Raw genomic sequence first — 26189 nt, forward strand, 5'->3', positions numbered from 1 at the left:
TCAACCCTCCTTGGCTTGGGTAGGTGCCGACTGACCGCTGTCTTTCAGGGCCTTGGTCACTTCGGGCGGCATGTACTTCTCGTCGTGCTTGGCCAGCACTTCGTCGGCCACCACCACGCCCTCGGCGTTGAGTTTGCCCAGGGCCACAATGCCCTGCCCTTCGCGGAACAGGTCCGGAAGAATGCCGCGATAGCTGATGGTCACGGATTTGTTAAAGTCAGTGACGATGAATTTCACATCCAGGGAATCCCCGGAACGTTGCAGCGAACCCTTCTCGACCATGCCGCCAGCGCGGATGCGCGTGTCTTGCGGGGCTTCGCCGCTGGCGATCTGGGTCGGTGTGTAAAACAGATTGATGTTCTGCTGCAGGGCGCTCAGGGCCAGGCCGACGGCAGCGCCGACCCCGACCAGGATCGCGAGAATGATGATAAGACGCTTTTTGCGCAGCGGATTCACTTGCCGTTCTCCCGGCGCAAACGACGCGCCTCTTGTTGCAGATACCGCTTGCGGGCCAGGATCGGCGCCGCCACGTTGAAGGTCAGCACCGCCAGGCAGATGCCATAGGCCGACCAGACATACAGGGCATGATGGCCCATGGCGAGGAAGTCGCCGAATGAAGCAAAACTCATCGAGCAGCCTCCAGACTGTTCTGTACTTCGGCTTTCACCCAGCTGGCCCGGGCTTCGCGCTTGAGCACTTCAAGGCGCATGCGCAACAACAGCACCGCGCCGAAGAAACAGTAGAAACCCAGCACCGTCAGCAGCAGTGGCAGCCACATCTCGGCGGGCATCGCCGGTTTTTCGGTGAGGGTAAACGTCGCGCCCTGGTGCAGGGTGTTCCACCACTCCACCGAGTATTTGATGATCGGGATGTTGATCACGCCGACAATCGCCAATACCGCGCAGGCCTTGGCGGCACTGTCACGATTGCTGATCGCATTGCCCAGCGCAATAAGACCGAAGTACAGGAACAGCAGAATTAGCATGGACGTAAGTCGCGCATCCCAGACCCACCACGAGCCCCAGGTCGGTTTGCCCCAGATCGCCCCGGTGACCAGCGCCACGGCGGTCATCCAGGCACCGATGGGGGCCGCGCATTGCAGGGCGACGTCGGCCAGTTTCATCTTCCAGACCAGCCCGACAATGCCGCACACGGCCAGCATCACGTAGATCGACTGCGCCAGCATGGCGGCGGGAACGTGGATATAGATGATGCGAAAGCTGTTGCCTTGCTGGTAGTCCGGTGGCGCGAAGGCCAGGCCCCACACTACACCAACGCTGATCAGCAGCAACGCCGCGACGCTCAGCCACGGCAGCAGTTTGCCACTGATGCCGTAAAACCATTTGGGTGAGCCGAGCTTATGAAACCAGGTCCAGTTCATTACTGTTTCCATCACGGTTGCTCTTCGCTATGAAGAGCCAAGGGTCTTTACTGATCAAAATTTGACCAGACCTCATTATTCGCCGACGCTGATCTTCAGGCCAGCAGCTATTGCAAAAGGTGTAAGCGTTATCGCCAGGGCGGTCAGGCTACCAAGCCACAAGAGATAACCGGTCGCCGGCATGCCTTGGAGGGCAGCCTGCAAGGCGCCACTGCCGAGAATCAACACCGGGATGTACAGCGGCAGAATCAGCAGCGCCAGCAACAGGCCACCGCGCTTCAATCCGACCGTCAGGGCCGCGCCCACCGCACCGAGCAGGCTCAGCACTGGTGTACCCAGCAATAAAGAAAGCAGCAACACCGGCAGACAGGCGGCAGGCAAACCGAGCATCAACGCCAGCAGTGGCGCGAGCAAAACCAGTGCCAGGCCGGAGAAGGCCCAGTGTGCCAGTACCTTGGCCAAAACCAGAAGAGCCAGGGGGTGCGGCGAAAGGACCCACTGTTCAAGTGATCCATCCTCGAAATCACTGCGGAAGAGCCCGTCCAGCGAGAGCAGGACCGATAAAAGGGCTGCCACCCAGACCAGTCCCGGAGACAAGGTTTGCAACAATTGAGACTCGGGGCCGACCGCCAACGGAAACAGCGACACCACGATGGCGAAGAATACCAACGGATTGGCCAGCTCTGCCGGACGGCGGAACAGCAAGCGCGCTTCTCGGGCGACCAACAGGCCGAAAACACTCATACGGCCCAGTTCCCCAGATCAATGTCGCGATAACCGGCCGGTGTACGGCTCAGGGTATGGTGAGTGGTCAGGATCACCATGCCGCCGCGCTCACAGTGGCCGGCCAAGTGTTCTTCTAGTTGCGCCACGCCCTGTTTATCGAGCGCGGTGAAGGGTTCGTCGAGGATCCACAGTGGCGGGCTGTCGAGGTAAAGACGCGCCAGGGCCACCCGGCGTTGCTGGCCGGCGGACAAGGTGTGGCAGGGAACATCCTCGAAACCGCGCAGCCCGACCGCCGCCAGCGCCTGCCAGATCGCCTCGTGGCTCGCCGGTTGGTGCAAGGCGCAGAGCCAGCTGAGGTTTTCCTCGGGCGTCAGCAAGTCCTTGATCCCGGCGGCATGGCCGATCCACAACAGATTGCGCGCCAGTTCGCTGCGTTGTTCGTTCAGCGGCTGGCCGTTGAGCAGCACTTGACCGGCGGTCGGTTGCATCAATCCGGACAGCAGGCGCAGCAAACTGGTCTTGCCGCTGCCGTTGGGCCCGCTGATCTGCACCATTTCGCCACTGGACAGTCTCAATTCGAGATTTTCGAAGAGCAGCCGAAGGTCTCGCTCACAGGCGAGGTCGACGGTTTGCAGGACTGGACTGGTCAAGAGATCACGGGCCTTTTCGTTTCAAATCGGCGTTTCAAGTCGACGGATCAAGTCGGCAGTGGCGCGGCCGCTAAAGAGATGCAGCATAGATGCATCGGCGGCCGGTTTTAGAGAGCTGCGTCAAAACAATTGCAATGTTTTCACCGCTCCCTGAAAGACGGGCGGCATTATACATGCCATGCCTTACTCTAAAGAGCGCATTTTCCGAAGGTTGTGACCGCGTATGACAGGCGAAATGAACATCCTCCCAGTGCCTCAGACCGTGCCGGCGAACACGCGCCCGGTGGTGGTCAGTGGCGACTTGCTCAAGCTGCTGACGCCGATGGAGGGCTTGATCAGTGCTGGTCAGACCGCCAACGCTGAAGTGCTGTCGCTGAAACAGGCGGACCAGACCTTTCAACTGTTGCTCAAGGTCACCGTCGACGGCGGCCGCCAGACCACGGTCCAGGCCACCAGCCTGCAACCGCTGCCCACCGGCACCAATGTGGTGATCACCCAGCCGTCGGCCAGCAACCTGGCGATCACGGTGCAACAGGCGATCGCCTCCAACGTGGCCGTCCTCACCCGCCTCGACACTGCGCAACTGCCGGTCGGCACCTTGCTGCAAGGCAAAGTGCTGACGTCCCAGGTGTTGCCGCAGACGCCGGGCCAGCCCACGGTTTTTCGTTCAATGGTGAGCCTGCTCAACACCGCACTGAGCGGCACCACCCTGACCATCGACAGCCCGCAACCGCTGCGCATTGGCACGCTATTAAGCGCATTGGTGCAAGACACGCAGACTTTGAAATTCCTGCCGCTGAGCAATCGCCAGGACCAGTTGGCGGTGTCGCAGCAGCTGACCACCCAGCAGAGCCGCCAGGGTTCGCTGGACGGCTTGCTCAGCGCCTTGCAGAACCTGCCGCAGACCGACGAGACCTCCGCCGACCTGCAAGCCGCCGTGAACAAACTGCTCGCCGGGCTGCCGGACATGCAGCAACTGAGTACGCCCAAAGGCCTGGCTCTGGCGCTGGCCAACAGTGGCATGTTCCTCGAAGCGAAACTGCTGACCGGCCAGACCCCGGCACTGGCCCCGGACATGAAAGCCGACCTGCTCAAGCTGATCGCGCAATTGACCCCGCCTAACACCAATCTCGGCGCCGTCATCGCCGCCAACACCTTGGCTCAGGCGATGCCAAGCTTCGTGCGCAGCGCACTCGGCATGCTCGGCCAGGTCAGCGCCAAACCGCTGCCGACCCATTTCCCGCTGCCCGATCGGCTGTTGCAAAGCCAGGATGGTGAAGGCGATCTGGAGCATTTGTTGCGCCTGGCAGCCGCTGCCGTTTCACGCCTGCAAAGCCATCAACTGTCGAGCCTGGAACAAACCGGCGTCACCGACGATGGACGGCTGATGAGCACCTGGCAGCTGGAAATTCCGATGCGTAATCTGCAAGACATCGTGCCGTTGCAGGTCAAGTTCCAGCGCGAAGAAGCGCCGGAAAAAGAACAGCAAAATGAACGCCGTGAAGAGCGGGAGCCGAAACAGCAACTGTGGCGGGTTGAACTGGCGTTCGACATGGAGCCGTTGGGCCCGCTGCAGGTTCAGGCGCAGTTGATCCAGGGCAGTCTGTCCAGTCAGCTGTGGGCCGAACGCCCGTACACCGCGAGCCTGATCGAAAGCAACCTGGCGGCCCTGCGCGAACGCTTGCTGGCCTCGGGCTTGAACGTCGGCGATCTGGATTGCCACCTCGGCACACCTCCCCAAGGCGCACAAACCCGCCTCGAACAACGCTGGGTCGACGAAACCGCATGAGAAACCCCACCCCCCCACGCCAGGCCATCGCCCTCAAATACGACGGCAGCCACGCCCCGACCCTCACCGCCAAGGGCGACGAAGAACTGGCTGAAGCGATTTTGAAAATTGCTCGCGAATGCGAAGTGCCGATCTATGAGAATCCGGAGCTGGTGCGGCTGCTGGCGAAGATGGAACTGGGGGACAGTATTCCCGAAGAGTTGTATCGCACGATTGCCGAGATTATTGCGTTTGCGTGGAATTTGAAGGGGAAATTCCCGCAGGGGCAGGATCCGGATGCGCCGATGGTGGAGAAGGATGTTACCGAGCGCGGCGACGACTATTGATCTGATCGTTCCCACGCTCTGCGTGGGAATGCAGCCCGTGACGCTCTGCGTCACCGTTCAAGAGCGGAACGCGGAGCGTCCCAAGAGGCATTCCCATGCAGAGCGTGGGAATGATCTCAACGCAAAAAAAGATCGCTGCCGAAGGCTGCGATCTTTTGATCTTTCAGTTCTTGTGCATCTTGCTCATCAACTCTGCCTCAGCCTGGGTCAGGCCGCACGACTGAGTCAGTTCATCGACGCTCGCCCCCATGCCCACCAGTCGCGCCGCTTGGGCGAACGACAGGCTCGAGGGGTCACGCTGTTCCAGCTGGGCCAGTTTGTCCGGTAACGGGCTGACCACCGCGCGCAGTTCGTGCAGGTCTTCACCCATGCGCACGTTGCCGCTCTGGTAGTTGTCGACGCGCTTGGCCAGGTCCTTGATGCGCTGATCGCGCAGCGCATCGCCCTCGGCCTGTTGCGCCGCGATCACGCGCTGGCTGCGGATGTACGCCAGGAACATGGCCAGCGTGCCTGCCCAGAACAGGAACAGGACAATGACTGCAACCTCAAGAATCAATCAGATGTTCTCCAGATCCGACCATTCTTCTTCGCTCATCATCTTGTCGAGTTCGACCAGGATCAGCAGTTCGTTGTTCTTGTTGCACACGCCTTGAATGAACTTGGCGGACTCTTCGTTACCGACGTTTGGCGCGGTCTCGATTTCCGACTGACGCAGGTAAACCACTTCGGCCACGCTGTCGACCATGATCCCGACCACTTGCTTGTCGGCTTCGATGATGACGATACGGGTGTTGTCGCTGATCTCGGCGTTCATCAGGCCGAAGCGCTGACGGGTGTCGATCACGGTGACCACGTTACCGCGCAGGTTGATGATGCCCAGCACGTAGCTCGGGGCACCCGGTACCGGGGCGATTTCGGTGTAACGAAGGACTTCCTGAACGCGCATCACGTTGATGCCGTAGGTTTCATTGTCCAGCTTGAAGGTTACCCATTGCAGGATCGGATCTTCAGAACCTTTTGCATTCGTCGCTTGATTACTCATACCCTGACCCCTCGAAAAACCGCTTCTGGCGGTGTGTGTTCTGTTGGCGGCATTCAACAATGCCGTCGCATACTTGTTATGTCGGCAGCTATGTCGGTTTGTGTAGCGGCTTACTGCCGCCCATGTGCTTGGCCCCGCCACTGGCGATCAACTCGGCCAGGGCGGAAACGTCCAGCAGCGCACACATGTGCTCAATCACCGTGCCGGCGAGCCATGGCCGCTGACCTCGGTGACTTCTCCATTTGATTTCGTTCGGGTTCAGGCGCAACGAGCGGCTGACCTGATGCACCGCCAGCCCCCACTCATAGCCCTGCACCGAAATAACGTATTGCAGACCCTGGCGGAAGTCATCGCGATAGCGATCCGGCATGACCCAGCGCGCGGTATCCAGCACTTTCAGGTTGCCGGCCTGGCTCGGCAAAATCCCGAGGAACCATTCCGGCTGACCGAACAACGGCGTCAGCTCGTGGCCGGCCAGGGAATATATCGAGCCCAGGCACACCAGCGGCACGGCCAGGGTCAGCCCGGCAACGTCGAACAACAGACATTCGAACGGCTCCGCGGCCCAGGACGGACGGCCATCGGTCTCCACCGGTGGCGGCGTGTTGCTTGGCGGCAGGTGGACTTCAACCACCGGCGGTACCAAGGCTTGCAGCAGCGGTGCGATGGTCGAGACCGGCGCCAGGATCGGGGCCGGGGCTTCGATCACGGTGACCGGCGCTTTCTCAACCACTGGCGCAACCACCGGCGCGGCGACGGCAGCCGTCGGGCGCGCATCACGCGCCTGTTCCTCGAGCACGGCCAACTGGAACTCGTCCAGCGCCGCTTCCACCTCGACCGCTTCGACAACCTCAATAACTTCAGCCACCGCCTCGACTTCCGGCGGCAACTCTTCAGTCGCCTCCATCAGCAAGCTGTCCAGATAAGACTGGAGCGCCAGTTGCGGACGCGAAGTGACCTTCACCGGCCGGATCATGCGAACACCTGTGCAGGAGCGAGGCTTGCCCGCGAAGAACGATAACGCGGTTTACCTGTGAAAACCGTGGTGCGGCTATCGCGGGCAAGCCTTGCTCCTACAGAGATTGTGTTCATCTCAGGCCACCGCCGGAACGAGTTGTGCGGCCAGCAGGTGCTTGAGCAGCGCGCGATAGGCGAGAACGCCACGGCTCTTGCCGTCGAACTGCGAAGGCGTGACCCCGGCCCGGCTCGCATCACGCATACGCGTGTCCACCGGGATGTAGCCTTGCCAGATTTCTTCCGGGTACTTGTCGCGCAATACGCGCAAGGTCCCGAGGGACGCCTGGGTGCGGCGGTCGAACAAGGTCGGGACGATGCTGAACGGCAACGCCTGTTTGCGCGAGCGGTTGATCATCGCCAGGGTGTTGACCATCCGCTCCAGGCCTTTGACGGCCAGGTGCTCGGTCTGTACCGGGATCACCAACTGCTGGCTCGCGGCCAGGGCGTTGACCATCAACACACCGAGCAACGGCGGGCTGTCGATCACGGCGTAATCGAAGTCTTGCCACAATTGCGCCAGACTCTTGGCGATCACCAGACCCAAACCACTCTGGCCCGGCGACTGTCGTTCAAGGGTCGCCAGCGCGGTGCTCGACGGCAACAGGGAAATATTCTCGTGACTGGTGGGCATCAGCAACTGACCGGGCAAGCCTTGCGGCACGCTGCCCTTGTGCAGGAACAGGTCGTAGCAGCTGTGTTCCAGGGTGTCGGGGTCGTAGCCGAAATAGCTGGTCATCGAGCCGTGCGGGTCAAGATCGACAATAACCACGCGCTTGCCCGCCTCGGCCAGCAACCCGGCTAAAGCGATAGAGGAAGTGGTTTTACCAACACCACCCTTTTGATTGGCAACTGCCCAGACTCTCATTCGGATTGTTCCTCCCGGTCGATCAGGCCGACCGAGAAATAGCTCAACGTATTAATGCGGGTGACGGAGAATTGACGGCGCTCTCTCGTCCCGGCGACTTGACCGGGGTCGGTGCAGTTTGTGTGCCAGCACGCTTCAACGCGGCATCCGGTTTTGCATTAGCGGTTCCGGTGCCCGTGAGGCTGCGACGTACATCGAGATTTCGTGAAACCACCAGCACCACCCGCCGATTACGCGCCCGGCCTTCCGCCGTGGCGTTATTGGCCACGGGCTGGAATTCACCGTAGCCCACCGACGCCAGGCGACCGGGGTTTACACCCTGCATCGCCAGCATGCGCACGATGCTCGCCGAACGGGCGGAGGACAGTTCCCAGTTGGTCGGGTACTGCGCGGTGCGGATCGGTTGATCGTCGGTAAAACCTTCAACGTGGATCGGGTTGTCGAACGGTTTGAGGATCGCCGCGACCTTGTCGATGATGCTGAAGGCGATGTCGCTGGGCATGGCATCGCCGCTGCCGAACAACAGGCTGGAGTTGAGTTCGATCTCGACCCACAACTCGTTACCGCGAATGGTCATCTGGTTGGAACTGATCAAATCACCGAATGCGGCGCTGATGTCATCGGCGATGCTTTTCAGCGGATCGCTGGCGCCGGAGATACCGGCGTCGATCTGCTCGGCATCCTTGACCAGCGGCTTGGCCGGGGTCACGGTCACCGGGCGCTCTTCGCCAATCGGGATCGGCTTGAGGGCACGATCCGAATCGGTAAACACGCCGATCAACGCTTCCGAGATGACCTTGTACTTGCCTTCGTTGATCGAAGAGATCGAATACATGACCACGAAGAACGCAAACAGCAGAGTGATGAAGTCCGCGTAGGACACCAACCAGCGTTCGTGATTAACGTGTTCTTCAGGTTGGCGACGACGTGCCATGGTCCATGTCTCCCATCAATCCATGAAGCCCTGAAGCTTCAACTCAATAGAGCGAGGGTTTTCACCTTCGGCGATCGACAGAATCCCTTCCAACAACATTTCGCGATAACGCGACTGACGCAACGCGATGGACTTGAGCTTGGCCGCTACCGGCAACAACACCAGGTTGGCACTGGCCACGCCGTAGATCGTCGCGACGAAAGCCACGGCAATCCCGCTGCCCAGTTGCGACGGATCGGCAAGGTTGCCCATCACGTGAATCAGGCCCATCACCGCACCGATGATGCCGATGGTCGGCGCGTAGCCGCCCATGCTTTCGAAGACTTTGGCGGCTTCGATGTCGCGGCTTTCCTGGGTGTAGAAATCCACTTCGAGGATACTGCGAATCGCTTCCGGCTCGGCGCCGTCGACCAGCAGTTGCAGGCCTTTGCGCGAGTAGTTGTCCGGTTCGGCGTCGGCCACCCCTTCCAGACCGAGCAGGCCTTCCTTGCGGGCCGTCAGGCTCCAGTTCACTACGCGATCAATGCCACCGGCCAGATCCACACGCGGTGGAAACAGGATCCAGGCAAGGATCTGCATGGAGCGCTTGAACGCGCTCATCGGCGATTGCAACAGCGCCGCACCGACGGTCCCACCAATCACGATCAACGCCGCCGGGCCATTGGCCAGAGCGCCGAGGTGACCGCCTTCAAGGTAGTTGCCGCCAATGATGGCAACGAACGCCAGGATGATCCCGATCAGGCTGAGTACATCCATCAGATACAGGCCTCAACCAAGTGTTTGCCAATGTCGTCGAGACTGTAAATCGCGTCGGCGAGGTCGGCTTTGACGATGGCCATCGGCATGCCGTAGATCACGCAGCTGGCTTCATCCTGGGCCCAGATCGCGCTGCCGCCCTGCTTGAGCAGACGCGCGCCTTCGCGACCGTCGGCGCCCATGCCGGTCAAGACCACCGCCAGAACTTTGTCACCGTAGGACTTGGCCGCCGAACCGAAGGTGATGTCCACGCACGGCTTGTAGTTCAGACGCTCGTCGCCTGGCAGGATTTTCACCGCGCCACGGCCATCGATCATCATTTGCTTGCCACCCGGTGCCAGCAGCGCCAGGCCCGGACGCAGGATGTCGCCATCCTCGGCTTCCTTGACGTTGATGCGGCACAGCTTGTCCAGGCGTTCGGCGAAGGCCTTGGTGAAGGCTGCCGGCATGTGCTGGATCAACACGATCGGCGCCGGGAAGTTGGCCGGCAATTGGGTCAATACCCGTTGCAGGGCAACCGGGCCGCCGGTGGACGTACCGATGGCCACCAGTTTGTAGGCTTTGCGTTTTGGCGCGGGCGACGATGGACCGGCAGACGCTGGCGCACGGGTCGGCAAAGGTGCCGGTGCCGGACGCGCAGGCGCGCTGCTGCCATAGCTGCTGACGCTCGAAGGCGCTGGCGTCGGTGCAGGTGCAGCCACCGGGGCTGGAGCCGTGTAGGTGTTGGCGCGACGGTTACTGCGCGAAATGCTCAGGATCTTTTCGCACAGCAGTTGCTTGACCTTCTCCGGGTTGCGGGAGATGTCTTCGAAATTCTTCGGCAGGAAATCCACCGCACCGGCGTCCAGCGCATCCAGGGTGACCCGGGCGCCTTCGTGCGTCAGCGAGGAGAACATCAAGACCGGGGTCGGGCAGCGCTGCATGATGTGCCGCACCGCCGTGATGCCATCCATCATCGGCATCTCGTAGTCCATGGTGATCACGTCTGGCTTGAGGGCCAGCGCCTGATCGATCGCCTCTTTTCCGTTGGTTGCCGTACCGACAACCTGGATGTTCGGATCCGCTGAAAGAATTTCCGAGACGCGGCGGCGGAAAAACCCCGAATCGTCCACCACCAGGACTTTGACTACCATAAACACTCCGTTAGACGCCGCGGGGCGTTGTCGCCCCGCTGCGGCAGAATCAAATACGCCGTGCGGCGTAACGCTTGAGCATGCTCGGGACATCGAGAATCAGCGCGATGCGGCCGTCACCGGTGATGGTGGCGCCGGACATGCCTGGGGTTCCCTGGAGCATTTTGCCCAATGGCTTGATGACCACTTCTTCCTGGCCCACCAGTTGATCGACGACAAAGCCGATCCGCTGGGTGCCCACCGAAAGGATCACCACATGGCCCTCGCGCTGCTCTTCGTGAGCGGCGGAGCTGACCAGCCAGCGCTTGAGGTAGAACAAGGGCAGTGCCTTGTCCCGCACGATCACCACTTCCTGACCGTCGACGACGTTGGTGCGCGACAGGTCGAGGTGGAAGATCTCGTTGACGTTCACCAGCGGGAACGCAAAGGCCTGGTTGCCGAGCATGACCATCAGCGTCGGCATGATCGCCAGGGTCAATGGCACCTTGATGACGATCTTCGAGCCTTTGCCCTTGGTCGAGTAGATATTGATGGTGCCGTTGAGCTGGGCGATCTTGGTTTTCACCACGTCCATGCCCACGCCACGACCCGACACGTCGGAGATCTCGGTTTTGGTCGAGAAACCCGGTGCGAAGATCAGGTTGAAGCAATCCGACTCGCTGAGACGGTCTGCCGCATCCTTGTCCATCAAGCCTTTCTTGACCGCGATCCCGCGCAGGACATCAGCGTCCATGCCCTTGCCGTCATCGGAGATGGACAGCAGGATGTGGTCGCCTTCCTGTTCGGCGGACAGAATCACCTTGCCGCTGCGTGGCTTGCCCATCGCTTCGCGTTCGGCCGGTTCCTCGATACCGTGGTCGACCGAGTTGCGCACCAAGTGGACCAGCGGGTCGGCCAGGGCCTCGACGAGGTTCTTGTCGAGGTCGGTTTCTTCGCCGACCAACTCCAGGTTGATCTCTTTCTTGAGCTGGCGAGCCAGGTCGCGAACCAGACGCGGGAAGCGCCCGAAGACCTTCTTGATCGGTTGCATCCGGGTCTTCATGACCGCGGTTTGCAGGTCGGCCGTGACCACGTCGAGGTTCGACACAGCCTTGGACATGGCTTCGTCGCCGCTGTTGAGGCCCAGACGGACCAAGCGGTTACGCACCAGTACCAGTTCGCCGACCATGTTCATGATTTCGTCGAGACGCGCGGTATCAACCCGCACGGTGGTCTCGGCTTCACTCGCCGGTTTTTCCGGTGGCGGCGCGGACGCTGCACGGGCCGGGGCCGGCGCGGCTACAGCTTTCGGCGCTTCGGCTTTAGGCTCGGGCGCTTTGGCGACAGGTTTCGGCGCAGGCGCCGGAGCCTTGGCAACAGGAGCAGTGACGACTGCGCCGGTGCCGACTTCAGTGAACTTGCCTTTACCGTGCAATTCATCGAGCAGCGATTCGAACTCGTGATCGGAGATCAGATCGCCGCCGGCCGCTTTAGCGGTGGGCGCAGCCGGGGCTGGCGCCGAGGCAATGGCGGTTTCCAGCGCATCGACGGCAAAGTTGCCCTTGCCGTGCAGTTGATCGAGCAGTGCTTCGAATTCGTCGTCGGTGATGTCCGAGCTGTCGCCGGCCGCTTTCGGGGCCTTGGCTGCCGGTGCAGCCGGAGCTGCGGCTACGGCATCGACCGCGAACTGACCTTTACCGTGCAGCTGATCGAGCAACGACTCGAACTCGGCGTCGGTGATTTCGTCGCTGGCCGCGGCATTGCTGCTCGGCACTGGCGCAGCGGCGGGAGCTTCGGCCTGGGCCTTGACGGCGTTCAGCGAGTCCAGCAGTTGTTCGAATTCGTTATCGGTAATGTCGCCCGACTCGCTTTCGGCGGCCGGTTCTTCCACCACGTCGGCAACCGGGGCGGCGTCGGCGGATTGTGGCTCGGCCAGACGGGCCAAGGCTTCAAGCAATTCTGGAGTGGCAGCCGTGATCGGGCTGCGTTCGCGGACTTCGGTGAACATGCCGTTCACCGCATCCAGCGCTTCGAGAACCACGTCCATCAGTTCCGAGTCGACGCGTCGTTCACCCTTGCGCAGGATGTCGAACACGTTCTCGGCGATGTGACAGCACTCCACCAGCTCATTGAGCTGGAGGAAGCCGGCGCCCCCTTTTACAGTGTGAAAACCGCGAAAAATTGCATTGAGCAAGTCCGCATCATCCGGTCGGCTTTCCAGCTCGACCAGTTGCTCGGACAGTTGCTCTAGAATCTCGCCGGCCTCAACCAGGAAATCCTGAAGGATCTCTTCATCGGCGCCGAAGCTCATTAAGGGGGTGCTCCTACAGGTCTAAAAACCCAAAAAACCTAAAATTTTAAAACTCTAAAATCCCAGGCTGGATAACAAATCGTCCACATCGTCCTGACCGGACACAACGTCTTCTCTTTTATCGGCATGAATCTGCGGACCTTCACCCTGAGAGAGATGTTTTTGCGGATCTTTTTCAGCCAGCATCGCTTCACGGTCATGTTCGATACCCGCAAAGCGGTCTACCTGGCTGGCCATGAGCACGAGCTTGAGCAGGTTGCTTTCAACTTCGGTGACCAATTGGGTCACGCGCTTGATCACTTGACCGGTGAGGTCCTGGTAATCCTGAGCCAGCAGAATGTCGTTGAGGTTGCTCGACACCACGCGATTGTCTTCGCTGCTGCGTGTCAGAAAACCGTCGACCCGCCGCGCCAGCTCGCGAAACTCTTCAGCCCCGACTTCGCGACGCATGAACCGTCCCCAGTCGGTGCTCAAGGCCTGGGCTTCCTGGCTCAGGCCATTGACCAGCGGCGTGGCGTTTTCCACCAGGTCCATGGTGCGGTTGGCGGCGGCCTCGGTCAGCTTGACCACATACCCCAGACGCTCGGTCGCATCCGTGATCTGCGAAACTTCCTCGGCTTGCGGCATGTTCGGGTCAATCTGGAAATTGACGATCGCGCTATGCAGCTCGCGAGTGAGCTTGCCCACTTCCTGATACAGGCCGCGGTCACGGGTCTGATTGAGCTCATGGATCAGTTGCACAGCGTCGCCGAACCTGCCTTTTTCAAGGCTTTCGACCAGTTCGACCGCGTGTTTTTTCAGGGTCGACTCAAAATCGCCCTGTGAAGATTCGTTATGCTCCATAGCTCCCCCGTGGCGCAGTTGCTCAACCGATGCGTTCGAAAATCTTCTCGATTTTTTCTTTCAACGCCTGGGCCGTGAAGGGTTTGACCACATAGCCGTTAACACCGGCCTGGGCCGCTTCGATGATCTGTTCGCGCTTGGCTTCAGCGGTCACCATCAGCACTGGCAAGTGCTTGAGTTTTTCATCGGCGCGCACGTGGCGCAGCAGGTCGATGCCGGTCATGCCTGGCATGTTCCAGTCTGTTACCAGAAAGTCGATGCTGCCGCTGTTGAGCACCGGAATGGCAGTGGTGCCATCGTCAGCCTCGACCGTGTTGGTGAACCCAAGGTCACGCAACAGGTTTTTAATGATCCGCCGCATCGTTGAGAAGTCATCAACGATGAGGATTTTCATGTTCTTGTCCAATTCGACCTCCAAGCAGTCTTAAACGCGCCCAGCACCTGGACGCGCCATTTCAATCAATCCGGCAAAGCACTCAAATGACTGTCTGGAGCACAACAGATCGAGACCGCTGCAGTTCAACACCACACCAGCCTCGTTCGCAGTGTCCCCACACTGCCTTCAGCGCGCTCGCCACTCCCCCAAACGCCCCCGCAAACGGGCCGCGCACTGGCTGTGTAACTGGCTGACACGGGATTCGCTGACACCCAGGACCTCACCGATTTCCTTGAGGTTCAGCTCTTCGTCGTAGTACAGCGCCAACACCAGTCGCTCACGCTCCGGCAAATTGGCAATCGCGTCCGCCAAGGCGGCCTGGAAACGTTCGTCTTCCAGATCGCGCGACGGCTCCAGATGAGCACTGGCGCCATCCTCGTGCAGCCCTTCGTGTTCGCCGTCCTGCAACAGGTCGTCGAAACTGAACAGGCGGCTGCCCAAGGTATCGTTCAAAATCCCGTAATAATCGTCGAGACTCAATTGGAGTTCGGCCGCAACTTCGTGATCTTTAGCATCACGGCCGGTTTTAGCTTCAATCGAGCGAATTGCGTCGCTGACCATGCGGGTATTGCGGTGGACCGAACGTGGTGCCCAGTCCCCCTTGCGTACTTCATCGAGCATCGCGCCACGGATTCGAATGCCCGCGTACGTTTCGAAACTCGCGCCTTTGCTGGCGTCGTATTTGGTCGACACTTCAAGCAGGCCAATCATCCCGGCCTGGATCAGGTCTTCCACCTGGACACTGGCCGGCAGACGCGCCAGCAAGTGGTAAGCAATGCGTTTGACCAGTGGCGCGTAACGCTCGATCAGCTCGTATTGCGCATCACGTGCCGACTTCTTGTAGAGGTTGTAGCCACTGGCTGTCATAGGACGGGTCCTGCGGTCTGTTGCACGAGACGCTCGACGAAAAATTCCAGGTGCCCGCGCGGGTTGGCCGGCAGCGGCCAGGTGTCGACTTTCTGTGCAATCGCCTTGAACGCCAGGGCGCACTTGGAGCGCGGGAAGGCTTCGTAGACGGCACGCTGCTTCTGCACGGCCTTGCGCACGCTTTCGTCGTAAGGCACCGCGCCGACGTATTGTAAGGCGACGTCAAGGAAGCGGTCCGTGACCTTGGTCAACTTGGCGAACAGGTTGCGACCTTCTTGCGGGCTCTGGGCCATGTTGGCCAGGACGCGGAAGCGGTTCATGCCGTAGTCGCGGTTGAGCAATTTGATCAGAGCGTAGGCGTCGGTGATGGAGGTCGGCTCGTCGCAGACCACCAGCAACACTTCTTGCGCGGCGCGGACAAAACTGACTACGGAGTCACCAATACCCGCAGCCGTGTCGATCACCAATACGTCGAGGTTGTCGCCGATATCGCTGAAGGCCTGGATCAGGCCGGCATGCTGGGCCGGGCTCAGATGAACCATGCTCTGGGTGCCGGACGCGGCCGGGACGATGCGAATGCCGCCCGGGCCTTGCAACAGAACGTCGCGCAGCTCGCAGCGGCCTTCGATCACATCGGCCAGGGTACGTTTGGGCGTCAGTCCCAGCAGAACGTCGACGTTCGCCAGACCCAGATCGGCGTCCAGCAGCATGACGCGTCGGCCAAGCTCTGCTAGAGCCAGGGACAAGTTCACTGACACGTTAGTCTTCCCGACGCCACCTTTGCCGCCGGTCACCGCGATCACCTGTACGGGATGCATGCTGCCCATGTTATTTCTTTACCTTGTCTTGCATAGACGGAGGCCACATTACTGGCTGCGCGTTCATCAACTGAACAATGCATGGCAGACCATCGATGTAGGTACAAAAACTGTTCATTAGTACCTCAGCCAACCTGCTTGGTCGGGCTGTGGTAAATATCAGCGAACATGTCAGCCATGGCTTCCTCGCTGGGTTCTTCCTGCATTTGCACGCTCACCGCGCGACTGACCAACTGGTGACGCCGCGGCAGATGCAGATCATCTGGAATGCGCGGGCCATCGGTGAGGTAAGCCACCGGCAATTCATGACTGATGGCCAGGCTCAACACCTCGCCCAGACTCGCCGTTTCATCCAGTTTAGTCAGGATGCAGCCGGCCAGCCCACACCGCTTGTAACTGTGATAAGCAGCGGTTAGAACCTGTTTCTGGCTGGTGGTTGCCAGGACCAGATAATTTTTCGATTTGATCCCGCGACCGGCCAGGCTTTCGAGCTGCATGCGCAGTGCCGGGTCGCTGGCTTGCAGGCCTGCGGTATCGATCAGGATCACACGCTTGCGCAGCAACGGATCCAGCGCTTGCACCAGGGACTGGCCCGGATCGACGTGGGTCACCGACACATTGAGAATGCGGCCCAGCGTCTTGAGTTGTTCCTGGGCGCCGATGCGGTAGCTGTCCATGCTCACCAGCGCGATGCTCTGCGCGCCGTACTTGAGCACATAACGGGCCGCAAGCTTGGCCAGGGTGGTGGTCTTGCCCATGCCGGCAGGGCCGACCATGGCAATCACGCCGCCCTCTTCCAGTGGCTCGACTTCCGGTGTGGCGATCATCCGCGCCAGGTGCGCCAGCAACATGCGCCAGGCCTGACGAGGTTCTTCAATATCGGTAATCAGCGCCAGCAGGTCGCGGGACAACGGGCCGGACAAGCCGATGCGTTGCAGGCGACGCCACAGGTTGGCCTGGGCCGGACGGCTGCCTTGCAGCTGGTTCCAGGCCAGGGAGCCGAGTTGCACTTCCATCAGTTCGCGCAGGCTGTTGAGCTCGAAGCGCATCGAATCGAAAGCGCGCGGGTCAACACCGCCAGACGCTGGCGCCGAGGCTGGTGCGGCACGCCGAGGCTGTTCGTAAGTCGGTTCGATCAGCGGCTCGGCAGCGGTCAATGGCAGGCCGGCGAACAACTGGCGATTGGTGGTCTTGTCGCCATCGGTCTCGCCTTCGCCGCGCAGGCTCAGCTCGGCCTGGGCCGTGACGATGCGCGACTGGGTCTTGCGCAGCTCATCCTCGAGTTCGATGTTCGGAACGCGCGGGGCCAGCGCCGACAATTTGTAATCCAGGGCAGCCGTCAGCTCGACACCACCGGCGATCCGGCGGTTGCCGATAATGGCCGCATCAGCGCCCAGCTCATCACGAACCAGTTTCATGGCCTGACGCATATCGGCGGCGAAAAAACGCTTAACTTGCATAAACCACTACCTCAGCCGTTGGGCCCTACTGTCGCAACGATGGTCACTTGCTTGTTGTCAGGAATTTCCTGATACGCCAACACGTGCAAACCCGGGACTGCCAGCCTGCCGAATCGCGACAACATCGCGCGAACCGGACCGGCCACCAGCAGAATCACCGGTTGACCTTGCATCTCTTGACGCTGTGCCGCATCGATCAACGAACGCTGCAGTTTCTCTGCCATGCTTGGCTCCAGCAGAACGCCCTCTTCCGAGCCTTGTCCTGCCTTCTGAAGACTATTGAGCAATATCTGTTCCAACCTTGGCTCCAAGGTGATAACTGGCAGCTCCGACTCAGTCCCTACAATGCTTTGGACGATTGCGCGGCTTACGCCGACGCGCACCGCTGCCACCAGCGCGGCAGTATCTTGACTCTTGGCGGCATTGTTGGCGATGGCCTCGGCGATGCTACGAATGTCGCGAACCGGCACTTGTTCGGCGAGCAGCGCCTGCAAAACCTTGAGCAGTTGCGACAGCGACACCACGCCCGGCACCAGCTCTTCTGCCAGTTTCGGCGAGCTTTTGGCCAGCAATTGCATGAGTTGCTGCACTTCTTCGTGGCCAATCAGCTCGCTGGAGTGCTTGTACAAAATCTGGTTCAAGTGGGTTGCCACTACCGTACTGGCATCGACCACGGTGTAACCGAGGGACTGTGCCTGGGCACGCTGGCTGATTTCGATCCAGACCGCCTCCAGGCCAAAAGCCGGATCTTTGGCGGTAATGCCGTTGAGCGTGCCGTAGACCTGCCCGGGGTTGATCGCCAGTTCGCGATCCGGGTAAATCTCCGCTTCGGCGAGGATCACGCCCATAAGGGTCAGGCGATAGGCGCTTGGCGCCAGATCAAGGTTGTCACGAATGTGCACAGTCGGCATCAGGAAGCCCAGGTCCTGGGACAGCTTCTTGCGCACGCCCTTGATCCGCGCCAGCAACTGACCACCCTGGTTGCGATCCACCAGCGGAATAAGGCGATAGCCCACTTCCAGGCCGATCATGTCGATCGGGGTCACGTCGTCCCAGCCCAGTTCCTTGGTTTCCTGGGCGCGGGCCGGCGAAGGCAGCAGCTCTTGCTGGCGCTGAACCTCTTGCAGGGCCTGCACCTTCACCACGTTCTGCTTCTTCCAGAACAGGTAAGCGCCACCGGCCGCCAGGGCCGCCATGCTGAGAAAAGAGAAGTGCGGCATGCCGGGCACCAGGCCCATCACCGCCATCAGGCCTGCCGCTACTGCCAACGCTTTGGGCGAGGCGAACATCTGGCGACCGATCTGCTTGCCCATGTCTTCCGAGCCCGAAGCACGGGTCACCATGATCGCCGCCGCTGTCGATAACAACAGTGATGGCAATTGCGCCACCAAACCGTCACCAATGGTCAACAACGCGTAAACCCGGCCAGCGTCGCCAAAGGTCATGCCGTGCTGGAAGATACCGACCGCCATGCCGCCGATCAGGTTGATGAACAGAATCAGCAGGCCGGCGATGGCATCACCGCGCACGAATTTGCTGGCACCGTCCATGGAACCGTAGAACTCGGCTTCCTGGGCGACTTCCATGCGACGCAGCTTGGCCTGGTTTTGATCGATCAGGCCGGCGTTCAAGTCGGCGTCGATGGCCATCTGCTTGCCGGGCATGGCGTCGAGGGTGAAACGTGCGCTCACCTCGGAAATCCGCCCGGCGCCCTTGGTCACCACGACGAAGTTGATGATCATCAAAATCGCGAAAACCACGATACCGACCACGTAGTTACCGCCGATCACCACCTCACCGAACGCCTGGATCACCTTACCGGCGGCGGCATGCCCTTCCTGACCGTGGAGCATTACCACTCGCGTGGACGCCACGTTCAGCGCCAGGCGCATCAGTGTCGCCACCAGCAAAATCGTGGGGAACACCGCAAAATCCAGCGGCCGCAAGGCGTAGACGCAGACCAGCAACACGACGATGGACAAGGCGATGTTGAACGTGAAGAACACGTCCAGCAGGAACGGCGGCACCGGCAACATCATCATGGCCAGCATGACCAGCAGCAACAGCGGCACACCCAGATTGCCCCGACTCAAGTCGGCGACGTTTGTGCGAGCACTGTTGATTAACTGAGAGCGATCCACCGGTTTTCCCCGTTCCTTTAAAGCAAACTTTTGACGCCTGAAGCAGACGCAGAGCGGCTACTGCAAGAAGCCTTCCAACTTTTACCGGGGTGGGGATGATCGTTCCTACGCAACCAGCCCGGGACGCTCCGCGCCCCATCCAGAGCCGAACGCGGAGCGTCCGTAGAGGCATTCCCACGCAGAGCGAGGGAACGATCTTAAACAGTGGTGTTTAAGCGAAATCTCCAGACACTTACTCGCCCTACACATTCTTGCGCCGCAGCCTACGCCTGCGCCAGAATCCGCCGGCTTGTGCGCCTGAGGGCCGGGTTTTATCGTTTCCGGGTCGCTGAAAATCAGTGATCGGGTTGGTAGCCCGGGATTAGGTCGCAAAGCACTATCCTTTGCTGAGACTGTTCGCCTCGGTTTTATGGTGGTCATGCGCAGGTGCCTTCGGGCGGCCGTTCCTAATCCCGGTCTACCAACCTGCGTGTGGCCGCCACCCTTCGCCTGGTAGCGAAGGTGACGGCTCGTTTTAATGGATTAGGAGTTTCATCTATGTTCAAACCAACACCGAACCCACCAGAAACCGACGACACCTCAATCGACCGGCAAAAACTCCAGGAAGCCGCCGACCGCGCCCTCGACGACTACATCAATCTGACCGCCCGCCTGAACGCCAGCGAGCGAAAACCCAGCACGATGTTCATGGTCGCTCCGGACAATAAAACCGAAAGTTTGCTCGCCCACGCCAGTGAGTCTCTGGCCTCAGCCAGCGTCATGGCCAACGATTTTGCAACAGGACTGAAAGGCTCGCAGCGCAGCACGGTGCTGGGGATCATCCAGAACATCATGCTCGGCGAACTGGCGGTGAATCGCGCGCTGGACAACCTCGACCCGCAGGACTAACGAAAACCCTCTGTGTGCGAGCCTGCTCGCGAAGAGGCCATCAGTTTCAACATCCATGTTGACTGACACACCGCTTTCGCGAGCAAACCCGCCCCCACAGGTTCAGGCCAGGACAATTACCCCGCCGTCAGAATCTGCCCAGGCAATATTTCGCCAAAACCGAGTTCCCGACCTTTCATGTAGCGCGTGCCCCTGAACAGTTGCAGGCCTTCAACCTCAACAAAATCCTCGTGGGCGTGCATAAGCACCACTTTTGTTTCGGGTGCCACGTCAGTCTGCAATCGATGGCCTTGCAGCAGATTGAGCGCCCATTGAAAACGAATGATCGGCAGGTCGGCGATTTCAATCTGCCTATTTTCGTCCTCCCATCGAAAGCTCGTCTGCGCGGTAATTCGCAACTTCCCGTCTATCAATGCGAAGTCGGGCTTGGCATAACACTGTTCCAGCCCGCCGCTTGACCACTGGTCCATGTAGTAATCGGAAGGTGTGAAGACGCCAAACAATGCCTTGCTGCTATCAATGCTCCCTGCCTCGCTGAAAAAATAGTTATAGGAGTAGTGATAGGCCAACCCGTCAAGTTCCGGTCGAATGGCATTGATCGGACTGTCCAGATAACCCGGTATATACACATTTGCCATCTGCACAAAGTGGGTGAAGTCGAGGCTCATATCGAAGGTGACCGAGTAGCTGATGGTTCGCTCACCGTTATTTCTCTTGAGCTCTCCCTCAACGAACGTCAGCTCCATCCCTTGCAGTTTTCTGTATTCGCGAACGGTCATGACCGACCTCCTCTCAACGCTTGAATAGCGTTCATCGATGAAATCGTTTGAGGGGCGGTCCGTCTACTGTCAGAACTAACAGGTACAGACGCTTTTCGGATAGACGGTTCGGCTCCCACAGGTTTTTGGCCTGACCGATCGATTGAGGGGTATCAGGAATCGCGCCGCAAATCCGGCGGGATCGGCAGGTCGTCCTTGAGCGGATCCGGGCGTTTGCCCTTGCCGGCGCGGTGCTGGCGGATCTGGTAGACGTAGGCCAGTACCTGGGCCACGGCGAGGTACAGGCCGCCGGGAATTTCCTGGTCAAGTTCGGTGGAGTAGTAGATCGAACGCGCCAGGGCCGGCGATTCGAGCAGCAGCACTTCGTTGGCCACGGCGATTTCGCGGATCTTCAAGGCCAGGAAGTCGTTGCCCTTGGCGATCAGCATCGGCGCCCCGCCCTTCTCCGGGTCGTACTTGAGGGCCACGGCGTAGTGGGTCGGGTTGGTAATGACCACGTCGGCATCCGGGATCGCCGCCATCATCCGGCGCTGGGACATATCGCGCTGGAGCTGACGAATCCGCTGCTTGACCTCCGGCCGCCCTTCCTGGTCCTTGTGCTCGTCGCGCACTTCCTGCTTGGTCATCAGCAGTTTCTTGTGGCTTTCCCACAACTGCACCGGTACGTCGACGGCGGCGATGATGATCAGCCCGCATGCCATCCACAAGGTGCTCCAGCCCACCACTTGCAGGCTGTGGATGATCGCCAGTTCCAACGGTTCGTGAGCGATGCGCTGCAAGTCATCGATGTCCGACGACAACACCGCCAGCGCCACAAACAGGATGATGATGAATTTGGCAAACGCCTTGAGCAGTTCCACCAGGGCCTTGGTGGAAAACATCCGCTTGAGGCCACTGAGCGGGTTCATCCGGCTGAACTTGGGCGCCAGGGAGTTGAAGGCAAAGAGCCAACCGCCCAGGGAAATCGGGCCGATGATCGCCGCCAGCACCAGCGAAATCATGATCGGCTGAATCGCCCACAAGCCGATTTGCCCCGAGTGCAGCAAATAGTTGGCCATGGATTTCTGGTCCATGATCACCTCCCGCGGCAGCGAGAAGTTGATGCGCATCAGCTCCATCATGTCCTGGGCCAGGGCTCCGCCGAAAATCAGCAGGGCGCTGGCGCCGACCAGCATGATCGCCAGGGTGTTGAGTTCCTTGGAGCGCGCCACCTCGCCTTTGTCGCGGGAGTCTTTCTTGCGCTTGTCCGTGGGGTCTTCTGTTTTGTCTTGACCGCTTTCGCTCTCAGCCATGACTCAGCGCGCCTGTGCCAGTTCGCGTAAAAACTGCAAGGCCTCGGAGGCCATGGGTTGATACTGATTGAGAATATCCCCCAGGCTGATCCAGAGGATGAACATGCCGAGCACCAGGGTCAGCGGAAAGCCAATGGAAAAGATGTTCAGTTGTGGCGCCGCCCGGGTCATCACGCCAAACGCGATGTTGACCACCAGCAACGCGGTGACCGCCGGCAACACCAGCACCAGCGCCGCGCCGAGTACCCAACCGAGCTTGCCGGCCAACTGCCAGAAATGATTGACCATAAAACCGCTACCGACCGGCAGCGTGGTGAAGCTGTCAGTCAAGACTTCGAAGACCACCAGATGGCCGTTCATCGCCAGGAACATCAGCGTCACCAGCATGGTGAAGAACTGCCCGATCACCGCCACCGACACGCCGTTGGTAGGGTCGATCATGGACGCGAAGCCCATGCCCATCTGGATCGCGACAATTTGTCCGGCGATGACGAATGCCTGGAAGAACAGCTGCAAAGAGAAGCCCAGCACCGCGCCAATGATGATCTGCTCGCCAATCAGCAGCAGCCCGCTCAGGTCCAGCGGATTGACCGGTGGCATCGGCGGCAGGGCCGGCGTGATGACCACCGTGATCGCCAGGGCGAAATATGCCCGCACGCGCCGCGGCACCAGGGTCGTGCCAAAAACCGGCATGACCATCAGCAGCGTACCGACGCGAAACAGCGGCAACATGAACGTCGCCACCCACGTGCTGATCTGGGTATCGGTCAGCTGCAGCAGCGACATGGTTTAGCCGATGACCTGAGGAATACTGCCGTACAACTGCAGGATGTATTCCATGAAGGTCTGCACCAGCCACGGGCCGGCCACAATCAGCGTCACCAGCATCACCAGCAAGCGTGGCAGGAAGCTCAGGGTTTGTTCGTTGATCTGGGTCGCCGCCTGGAACATCGCCACCAGCAAGCCCACCAATAGACTCGGGATCACCAGCACGGCGACCATCATGGTGGTCAGCCACAGCGCTTCTCGAAAGATGTCTACGGCGACTTCCGGGGTCATGGCGAAACACCGCCAAAGCTGCTGGCCAAGGTACCGATGATCAACGCCCAGCCATCGACGAGCACGAACAGCATGATCTTGAACGGCAGGGAAATGATCAGCGGCGACAGCATCATCATCCCCATCGCCATGAGCACACTGGCCACGACCAGGTCGATGATCAGGAACGGAATGAAGATCATGAAACCGATCTGGAACGCGGTTTTCAGTTCCGACGTCACGAACGCCGGCACCAGAATGGTCAACGGCGCCTGATCCGGCGTGGCAATGTCAGTGCGTTTGGACAGGCGCATGAACAGCTCCAGATCGCTGGTGCGGGTCTGGGCGAGCATGAAGTCCTTGATCGGCACTTGCGCCTTGAGCACGGCGTCCTGGGCGGTGAGTTTCTCCGCCAGGTACGGCTGCAGGGCATCGTTATTCACCCGGTCGAACACCGGCGCCATGATGAACATGGTCAGGAACAGCGCCATGCCGGTGAGGATCTGGTTCGACGGTGTCTGCTGCAAGCCCAGGGCCTGGCGCAGGATCGAGAAGACGATGATGATCCGGGTGAAACTGGTCATCAGCATGACGAACGCTGGAATGAAGCTCAGCGCGGTCATGATCAGCAGGATCTGCAGGCTGACCGAGTATTCCTGCGCGCCCTGCGCATTGGTGCCCAGGGTGATGGCCGGGATCGACAGCGGATCGGCGGCGAACGCCAGCGGCGCCGCCAGCATCAGGGCCAGCGTCAAGACGATGCGTAGCGCACCCATTACTTCTTATCCTTCTGATCCTTGCCCAACAGTTCCATCAGGCGCTGGGCAAACTCCGGGGTCGTTTTTTCAGTTGCGCTCGGCACGTGCACCGGCTCCTTGAGCACATGCAACGCGGTGATGGTGCCGGGGCTGAGGCCGAGCAGAATCTGTTCGTTGCCGACCTGTACCAGCATCAAGCGGTCACGCGGCCCGAGCGCGCGCGAACCGACGATCTCGATTACCTGGCCCTTGCCTGCCGGCCCGGCCTGCTGGACCCGGCGCAATAGCCAGGCGAGGAAGAAGATCAACCCCAGCACAAACAACAGGCCGAACACCAATTGCGTCAATTGCCCGGCCACGCCGCTGTTGACCACCGGTGCAGCGGCCGCAGCCGCCGTGGCCACCGGCTCGGCAGCCAAGGCGCTGAACGGCAGCGCCAGCAACAACCCCAGGACCTTGTTCACTTAGCGCAGCTTCTTGATGCGTTCGCTTGGGCTGATCACGTCGGTCAGGCGAATGCCGAACTTCTCGTTGACCACGACCACTTCGCCGTGGGCGATGAGGGTGCCGTTGACCAGTACGTCCAGCGGCTCGCCCGCCAGGCGATCAAGCTCGATCACCGAACCCTGGTTGAGTTGCAGCAGGTTGCGAATGTTGATGTCAGTGCTGCCGACTTCCATGGAAATCGACACCGGAATGTCGAGGATCACATCCAGGTTCGGGCCGTCCAGGGTCACCGGGTCGTTGTTCTTCGGCACGCTGCCGAATTCTTCCATCGGCAGACGGTTGGAGGACGAGCTGCCGGTATCGGCGGCCAACAGGGCATCGATATCGTCCTGGCCGGCATCACCGGTTTCTTCCAGGGCGGCAGCCCATTCATCAGCCAGTGCCTGGTCGTCCTGGGCGTTCATATCGTCGTTCATCATGTGTCCTCAGCGGGCCGCTCTTTTACGAGAAGCGGCCAGTGTTAAATGGGGGAATTAAGCGCCGATCAGCGGCGCTCGATCGGCTCGATCACCTGCAACGCGAGGTTGCCTTTGTGCGAGCCCATCTTGACCTTGAATGCAGGCACGCCGTTGGCGCGCATGATCATTTCTTCCGGCATCTCGACCGGGATGATGTCCCCCGGCTGCATGTGCAGGATGTCCCGTAGACGCAACTGACGACGGGCCACCGTAGCACCGATCGGCACGTCTACGTCCAGCACGTCCTGGCGCAGGGCGTTGACCCAGCGCTCGTCCTGGTCGTCGAGGTCCGACTGGAAGCCGGCATCGAGCATTTCGCGTACCGGCTCGATCATCGAGTACGGCATGGTCACGTGCAGGTCGCCGCCACCGCCATCGAGTTCGATGTGGAACGTCGACACCACGATTGCTTCGCTCGGGCCGACGATGTTGGCCATGGCCGGGTTCACTTCCGAGTTGATGTACTCGAAGTTCACTTCCATGATCGCCTGCCAGGCCTCCTTCAAATCGATGAAGGCCTGCTCCAGCACCATGCGCACCACGCGCAGCTCGGTCGGGGTGAATTCACGCCCTTCGATCTTCGCGTGACGGCCATCGCCGCCGAAGAAGTTGTCCACCAGCTTGAACACCAGTTTGGCGTCGAGGATGAACAGCGCAGTGCCGCGTAACGGTTTGATCTTGACCAGATTGAGGCTGGTCGGCACGTACAGCGAGTGCACGTATTCGCCGAACTTCATCACCTGCACGCCACCCACGGCAACGTCTGCCGAACGGCGCAGCATGTTGAACATGCTGATGCGGGTGTAGCGGGCGAAACGCTCGTTGATCATTTCCAGGGTCGGCATGCGTCCGCGGACGATCCGATCCTGGCTGGTCAGGTCGTAACTTTTGACGCTGCCGGGTTCGGAAGCGGTATCGGTCTGTACCAGACCATCGTCGACGCCATGCAACAGCGCATCGATCTCATCCTGGGACAGCAGGTCCTGCACGGCCAT

Annotated in this window: 30 protein-coding genes; 3 read left to right on the plus strand and 27 right to left on the minus strand. The window is 60.2% G+C overall.

Annotated features, from left to right (window positions below):
- The 5 genes from ccmE to ccmA form a co-directional block, all read right to left on the minus strand.
- Positions 1-456 carry a cytochrome c maturation protein CcmE gene (gene ccmE / locus HKK52_RS12055; RefSeq protein WP_169371001.1) on the minus strand — a complete coding sequence of 152 codons (456 nt, stop codon included), beginning with the start codon at positions 454-456 and terminating at the stop codon, positions 1-3.
- Positions 453-629: a heme exporter protein CcmD gene (gene ccmD, locus HKK52_RS12060; RefSeq protein ID WP_169371002.1), complete on the minus strand. Its 177-nt coding sequence runs from the start codon at positions 627-629 to the stop codon at positions 453-455. The genes ccmE and ccmD overlap by 4 nt, the downstream gene beginning before the upstream one ends.
- On the minus strand, positions 626-1381 hold the full coding sequence (locus tag HKK52_RS12065; protein WP_111451896.1) for a heme ABC transporter permease: 756 nt from the start codon (positions 1379-1381) through the stop codon (positions 626-628). Before HKK52_RS12065 ends, ccmD begins: the two co-directional genes overlap by 4 nt.
- A gap of 75 nt (positions 1382-1456) precedes the next feature.
- Positions 1457-2125: a heme exporter protein CcmB gene (gene ccmB, locus HKK52_RS12070; protein ID WP_007980754.1), complete on the minus strand. Its 669-nt coding sequence runs from the start codon at positions 2123-2125 to the stop codon at positions 1457-1459.
- The gene (ccmA, locus tag HKK52_RS12075) at positions 2122-2757 is read right to left on the minus strand and encodes a cytochrome c biogenesis heme-transporting ATPase CcmA (protein WP_149657004.1); all 636 of its coding nucleotides are present in this window, start codon (positions 2755-2757) and stop codon (positions 2122-2124) included. The genes ccmB and ccmA overlap by 4 nt, the downstream gene beginning before the upstream one ends.
- Before the next feature lie 223 nt (positions 2758-2980).
- On the opposite strand from ccmA, the gene fliK reads away from it, so the two are divergent.
- Both fliK and HKK52_RS12085 read left to right on the plus strand, forming a co-directional pair.
- Complete coding sequence (gene fliK, locus HKK52_RS12080; RefSeq protein ID WP_169371003.1) at positions 2981-4546, plus strand: flagellar hook-length control protein FliK; 1566 nt, start codon at positions 2981-2983, stop codon at positions 4544-4546.
- Positions 4543-4872, plus strand: a complete 330-nt coding sequence (locus HKK52_RS12085) for an EscU/YscU/HrcU family type III secretion system export apparatus switch protein (RefSeq protein ID WP_169371004.1) — start codon at positions 4543-4545, stop codon at positions 4870-4872. The genes fliK and HKK52_RS12085 overlap by 4 nt, the downstream gene beginning before the upstream one ends.
- A gap of 163 nt (positions 4873-5035) precedes the next feature.
- Here the strand turns inward: HKK52_RS12085 and HKK52_RS12090 are convergent, their stop codons facing one another.
- The 14 genes from HKK52_RS12090 to flhA form a co-directional block, all read right to left on the minus strand.
- The gene (locus HKK52_RS12090; protein WP_169371005.1) at positions 5036-5428 is read right to left on the minus strand and encodes a DUF2802 domain-containing protein; all 393 of its coding nucleotides are present in this window, start codon (positions 5426-5428) and stop codon (positions 5036-5038) included.
- Complete coding sequence (locus HKK52_RS12095) at positions 5429-5914, minus strand: chemotaxis protein CheW (protein WP_008155806.1); 486 nt, start codon at positions 5912-5914, stop codon at positions 5429-5431.
- 88 nt (positions 5915-6002) lie between these two features.
- Positions 6003-6890 carry a CheW domain-containing protein gene (locus HKK52_RS12100; RefSeq protein ID WP_169371006.1) on the minus strand — a complete coding sequence of 296 codons (888 nt, stop codon included), beginning with the start codon at positions 6888-6890 and terminating at the stop codon, positions 6003-6005.
- Positions 6891-7007: 117 nt separating this feature from the next.
- Positions 7008-7796, minus strand: coding sequence for a ParA family protein (locus HKK52_RS12105; RefSeq protein ID WP_133839117.1), 789 nt, complete (start codon positions 7794-7796; stop codon positions 7008-7010).
- A gap of 43 nt (positions 7797-7839) precedes the next feature.
- Entirely contained in the window at positions 7840-8730 is an 891-nt protein-coding gene (motD, locus tag HKK52_RS12110; RefSeq protein WP_169371007.1) for a flagellar motor protein MotD, read from the minus strand.
- A gap of 15 nt (positions 8731-8745) precedes the next feature.
- Positions 8746-9486 (minus strand): flagellar motor protein, encoded by a 741-nt coding sequence (locus tag HKK52_RS12115; protein WP_169371008.1) that lies wholly within the window; start codon positions 9484-9486, stop codon positions 8746-8748.
- Complete coding sequence (locus HKK52_RS12120) at positions 9486-10619, minus strand: protein-glutamate methylesterase/protein-glutamine glutaminase (protein WP_149657010.1); 1134 nt, start codon at positions 10617-10619, stop codon at positions 9486-9488. The genes HKK52_RS12115 and HKK52_RS12120 overlap by 1 nt, the downstream gene beginning before the upstream one ends.
- Before the next feature lie 49 nt (positions 10620-10668).
- Positions 10669-12909 carry a chemotaxis protein CheA gene (locus HKK52_RS12125; RefSeq protein WP_169371009.1) on the minus strand — a complete coding sequence of 747 codons (2241 nt, stop codon included), beginning with the start codon at positions 12907-12909 and terminating at the stop codon, positions 10669-10671.
- 54 nt (positions 12910-12963) lie between these two features.
- Entirely contained in the window at positions 12964-13752 is a 789-nt protein-coding gene (locus HKK52_RS12130) for a protein phosphatase CheZ (RefSeq protein ID WP_123509151.1), read from the minus strand.
- Positions 13753-13774: 22 nt separating this feature from the next.
- Positions 13775-14146, minus strand: a complete 372-nt coding sequence (locus tag HKK52_RS12135) for a chemotaxis response regulator CheY (protein WP_003183998.1) — start codon at positions 14144-14146, stop codon at positions 13775-13777.
- Positions 14147-14314: 168 nt separating this feature from the next.
- Positions 14315-15055 carry an RNA polymerase sigma factor FliA gene (gene fliA / locus HKK52_RS12140; RefSeq protein ID WP_007894214.1) on the minus strand — a complete coding sequence of 247 codons (741 nt, stop codon included), beginning with the start codon at positions 15053-15055 and terminating at the stop codon, positions 14315-14317.
- Positions 15052-15882, minus strand: coding sequence for a flagellar synthesis regulator FleN (fleN, locus tag HKK52_RS12145; protein WP_003222917.1), 831 nt, complete (start codon positions 15880-15882; stop codon positions 15052-15054). Before fleN ends, fliA begins: the two co-directional genes overlap by 4 nt.
- A gap of 116 nt (positions 15883-15998) precedes the next feature.
- Positions 15999-17333 carry a flagellar biosynthesis protein FlhF gene (gene flhF / locus HKK52_RS12150; RefSeq protein ID WP_169371010.1) on the minus strand — a complete coding sequence of 445 codons (1335 nt, stop codon included), beginning with the start codon at positions 17331-17333 and terminating at the stop codon, positions 15999-16001.
- Between the two features lie 11 nt (positions 17334-17344).
- Positions 17345-19474: a flagellar biosynthesis protein FlhA gene (gene flhA, locus HKK52_RS12155; RefSeq protein ID WP_169371011.1), complete on the minus strand. Its 2130-nt coding sequence runs from the start codon at positions 19472-19474 to the stop codon at positions 17345-17347.
- 537 nt (positions 19475-20011) lie between these two features.
- Here flhA and HKK52_RS12160 point away from each other — a divergent pair.
- The gene (locus tag HKK52_RS12160) at positions 20012-20362 is read left to right on the plus strand and encodes a DUF6124 family protein (protein WP_169371012.1); all 351 of its coding nucleotides are present in this window, start codon (positions 20012-20014) and stop codon (positions 20360-20362) included.
- Between the two features lie 116 nt (positions 20363-20478).
- Here HKK52_RS12160 and HKK52_RS12165 read toward each other — a convergent pair whose 3' ends face one another.
- The 8 genes from HKK52_RS12165 to fliM all read right to left on the minus strand — a co-directional run bounded on the left by HKK52_RS12165 (position 20479) and on the right by fliM (position 26189).
- Positions 20479-21141, minus strand: a complete 663-nt coding sequence (locus HKK52_RS12165) for a hypothetical protein (RefSeq protein WP_169371013.1) — start codon at positions 21139-21141, stop codon at positions 20479-20481.
- Between the two features lie 152 nt (positions 21142-21293).
- A complete protein-coding gene (flhB, locus tag HKK52_RS12170; RefSeq protein ID WP_169371014.1) occupies positions 21294-22433 on the minus strand; it encodes a flagellar biosynthesis protein FlhB in 1140 nt (379 codons plus the stop codon).
- Between the two features lie 3 nt (positions 22434-22436).
- Positions 22437-23219 carry a flagellar biosynthetic protein FliR gene (fliR, locus tag HKK52_RS12175; protein ID WP_169371015.1) on the minus strand — a complete coding sequence of 261 codons (783 nt, stop codon included), beginning with the start codon at positions 23217-23219 and terminating at the stop codon, positions 22437-22439.
- A gap of 3 nt (positions 23220-23222) precedes the next feature.
- Positions 23223-23492, minus strand: coding sequence for a flagellar biosynthesis protein FliQ (fliQ, locus tag HKK52_RS12180; protein WP_007948918.1), 270 nt, complete (start codon positions 23490-23492; stop codon positions 23223-23225).
- Positions 23489-24247, minus strand: coding sequence for a flagellar type III secretion system pore protein FliP (gene fliP / locus HKK52_RS12185; protein WP_169371016.1), 759 nt, complete (start codon positions 24245-24247; stop codon positions 23489-23491). The genes fliQ and fliP overlap by 4 nt, the downstream gene beginning before the upstream one ends.
- Entirely contained in the window at positions 24247-24693 is a 447-nt protein-coding gene (fliO, locus tag HKK52_RS12190; protein WP_169371017.1) for a flagellar biosynthetic protein FliO, read from the minus strand. The genes fliP and fliO overlap by 1 nt, the downstream gene beginning before the upstream one ends.
- Positions 24694-25152 (minus strand): flagellar motor switch protein FliN, encoded by a 459-nt coding sequence (fliN, locus tag HKK52_RS12195; protein WP_429514011.1) that lies wholly within the window; start codon positions 25150-25152, stop codon positions 24694-24696.
- Positions 25153-25220: 68 nt separating this feature from the next.
- Positions 25221-26189, minus strand: coding sequence for a flagellar motor switch protein FliM (gene fliM, locus HKK52_RS12200; RefSeq protein WP_092271441.1), 969 nt, complete (start codon positions 26187-26189; stop codon positions 25221-25223).

Origin of the sequence: Pseudomonas sp. ADAK2, from assembly GCF_012935755.1 — a bacterium.
GTDB lineage: Bacteria > Pseudomonadota > Gammaproteobacteria > Pseudomonadales > Pseudomonadaceae > Aquipseudomonas.

Excerpts from the sequence above, each read along its gene's own strand:
- ccmD (WP_169371002.1), bottom strand. The coding sequence starts at position 629 with ATGAGTTTTGCTTCATTCGGCGACTTCCTCGCCATGGGCCATCATGCC.
- HKK52_RS12065 (WP_111451896.1), bottom strand. The coding sequence starts at position 1,381 with ATGAACTGGACCTGGTTTCATAAGCTCGGCTCACCCAAATGGTTTTAC.
- ccmB (WP_007980754.1), bottom strand. The coding sequence starts at position 2,125 with ATGAGTGTTTTCGGCCTGTTGGTCGCCCGAGAAGCGCGCTTGCTGTTC.
- fliK (WP_169371003.1), top strand. The coding sequence starts at position 2,981 with ATGACAGGCGAAATGAACATCCTCCCAGTGCCTCAGACCGTGCCGGCG.
- HKK52_RS12085 (WP_169371004.1), top strand. The coding sequence starts at position 4,543 with ATGAGAAACCCCACCCCCCCACGCCAGGCCATCGCCCTCAAATACGAC.
- HKK52_RS12095 (WP_008155806.1), bottom strand. The coding sequence starts at position 5,914 with ATGAGTAATCAAGCGACGAATGCAAAAGGTTCTGAAGATCCGATCCTG.
- HKK52_RS12100 (WP_169371006.1), bottom strand. The coding sequence starts at position 6,890 with ATGATCCGGCCGGTGAAGGTCACTTCGCGTCCGCAACTGGCGCTCCAG.
- HKK52_RS12105 (WP_133839117.1), bottom strand. The coding sequence starts at position 7,796 with ATGAGAGTCTGGGCAGTTGCCAATCAAAAGGGTGGTGTTGGTAAAACC.
- motD (WP_169371007.1), bottom strand. The coding sequence starts at position 8,730 with ATGGCACGTCGTCGCCAACCTGAAGAACACGTTAATCACGAACGCTGG.
- HKK52_RS12115 (WP_169371008.1), bottom strand. The coding sequence starts at position 9,486 with ATGGATGTACTCAGCCTGATCGGGATCATCCTGGCGTTCGTTGCCATC.
- HKK52_RS12120 (WP_149657010.1), bottom strand. The coding sequence starts at position 10,619 with ATGGTAGTCAAAGTCCTGGTGGTGGACGATTCGGGGTTTTTCCGCCGC.
- HKK52_RS12125 (WP_169371009.1), bottom strand. The coding sequence starts at position 12,909 with ATGAGCTTCGGCGCCGATGAAGAGATCCTTCAGGATTTCCTGGTTGAG.
- HKK52_RS12130 (WP_123509151.1), bottom strand. The coding sequence starts at position 13,752 with ATGGAGCATAACGAATCTTCACAGGGCGATTTTGAGTCGACCCTGAAA.
- HKK52_RS12135 (WP_003183998.1), bottom strand. The coding sequence starts at position 14,146 with ATGAAAATCCTCATCGTTGATGACTTCTCAACGATGCGGCGGATCATT.
- fliA (WP_007894214.1), bottom strand. The coding sequence starts at position 15,055 with ATGACAGCCAGTGGCTACAACCTCTACAAGAAGTCGGCACGTGATGCG.
- fleN (WP_003222917.1), bottom strand. The coding sequence starts at position 15,882 with ATGGGCAGCATGCATCCCGTACAGGTGATCGCGGTGACCGGCGGCAAA.
- flhF (WP_169371010.1), bottom strand. The coding sequence starts at position 17,333 with ATGCAAGTTAAGCGTTTTTTCGCCGCCGATATGCGTCAGGCCATGAAA.
- HKK52_RS12160 (WP_169371012.1), top strand. The coding sequence starts at position 20,012 with ATGTTCAAACCAACACCGAACCCACCAGAAACCGACGACACCTCAATC.
- HKK52_RS12165 (WP_169371013.1), bottom strand. The coding sequence starts at position 21,141 with ATGACCGTTCGCGAATACAGAAAACTGCAAGGGATGGAGCTGACGTTC.
- flhB (WP_169371014.1), bottom strand. The coding sequence starts at position 22,433 with ATGGCTGAGAGCGAAAGCGGTCAAGACAAAACAGAAGACCCCACGGAC.
- fliR (WP_169371015.1), bottom strand. The coding sequence starts at position 23,219 with ATGTCGCTGCTGCAGCTGACCGATACCCAGATCAGCACGTGGGTGGCG.
- fliQ (WP_007948918.1), bottom strand. The coding sequence starts at position 23,492 with ATGACCCCGGAAGTCGCCGTAGACATCTTTCGAGAAGCGCTGTGGCTG.
- fliP (WP_169371016.1), bottom strand. The coding sequence starts at position 24,247 with ATGGGTGCGCTACGCATCGTCTTGACGCTGGCCCTGATGCTGGCGGCG.
- fliN (WP_429514011.1), bottom strand. The coding sequence starts at position 25,152 with ATGAACGACGATATGAACGCCCAGGACGACCAGGCACTGGCTGATGAA.
- fliM (WP_092271441.1), bottom strand. The coding sequence starts at position 26,189 with ATGGCCGTGCAGGACCTGCTGTCCCAGGATGAGATCGATGCGCTGTTG.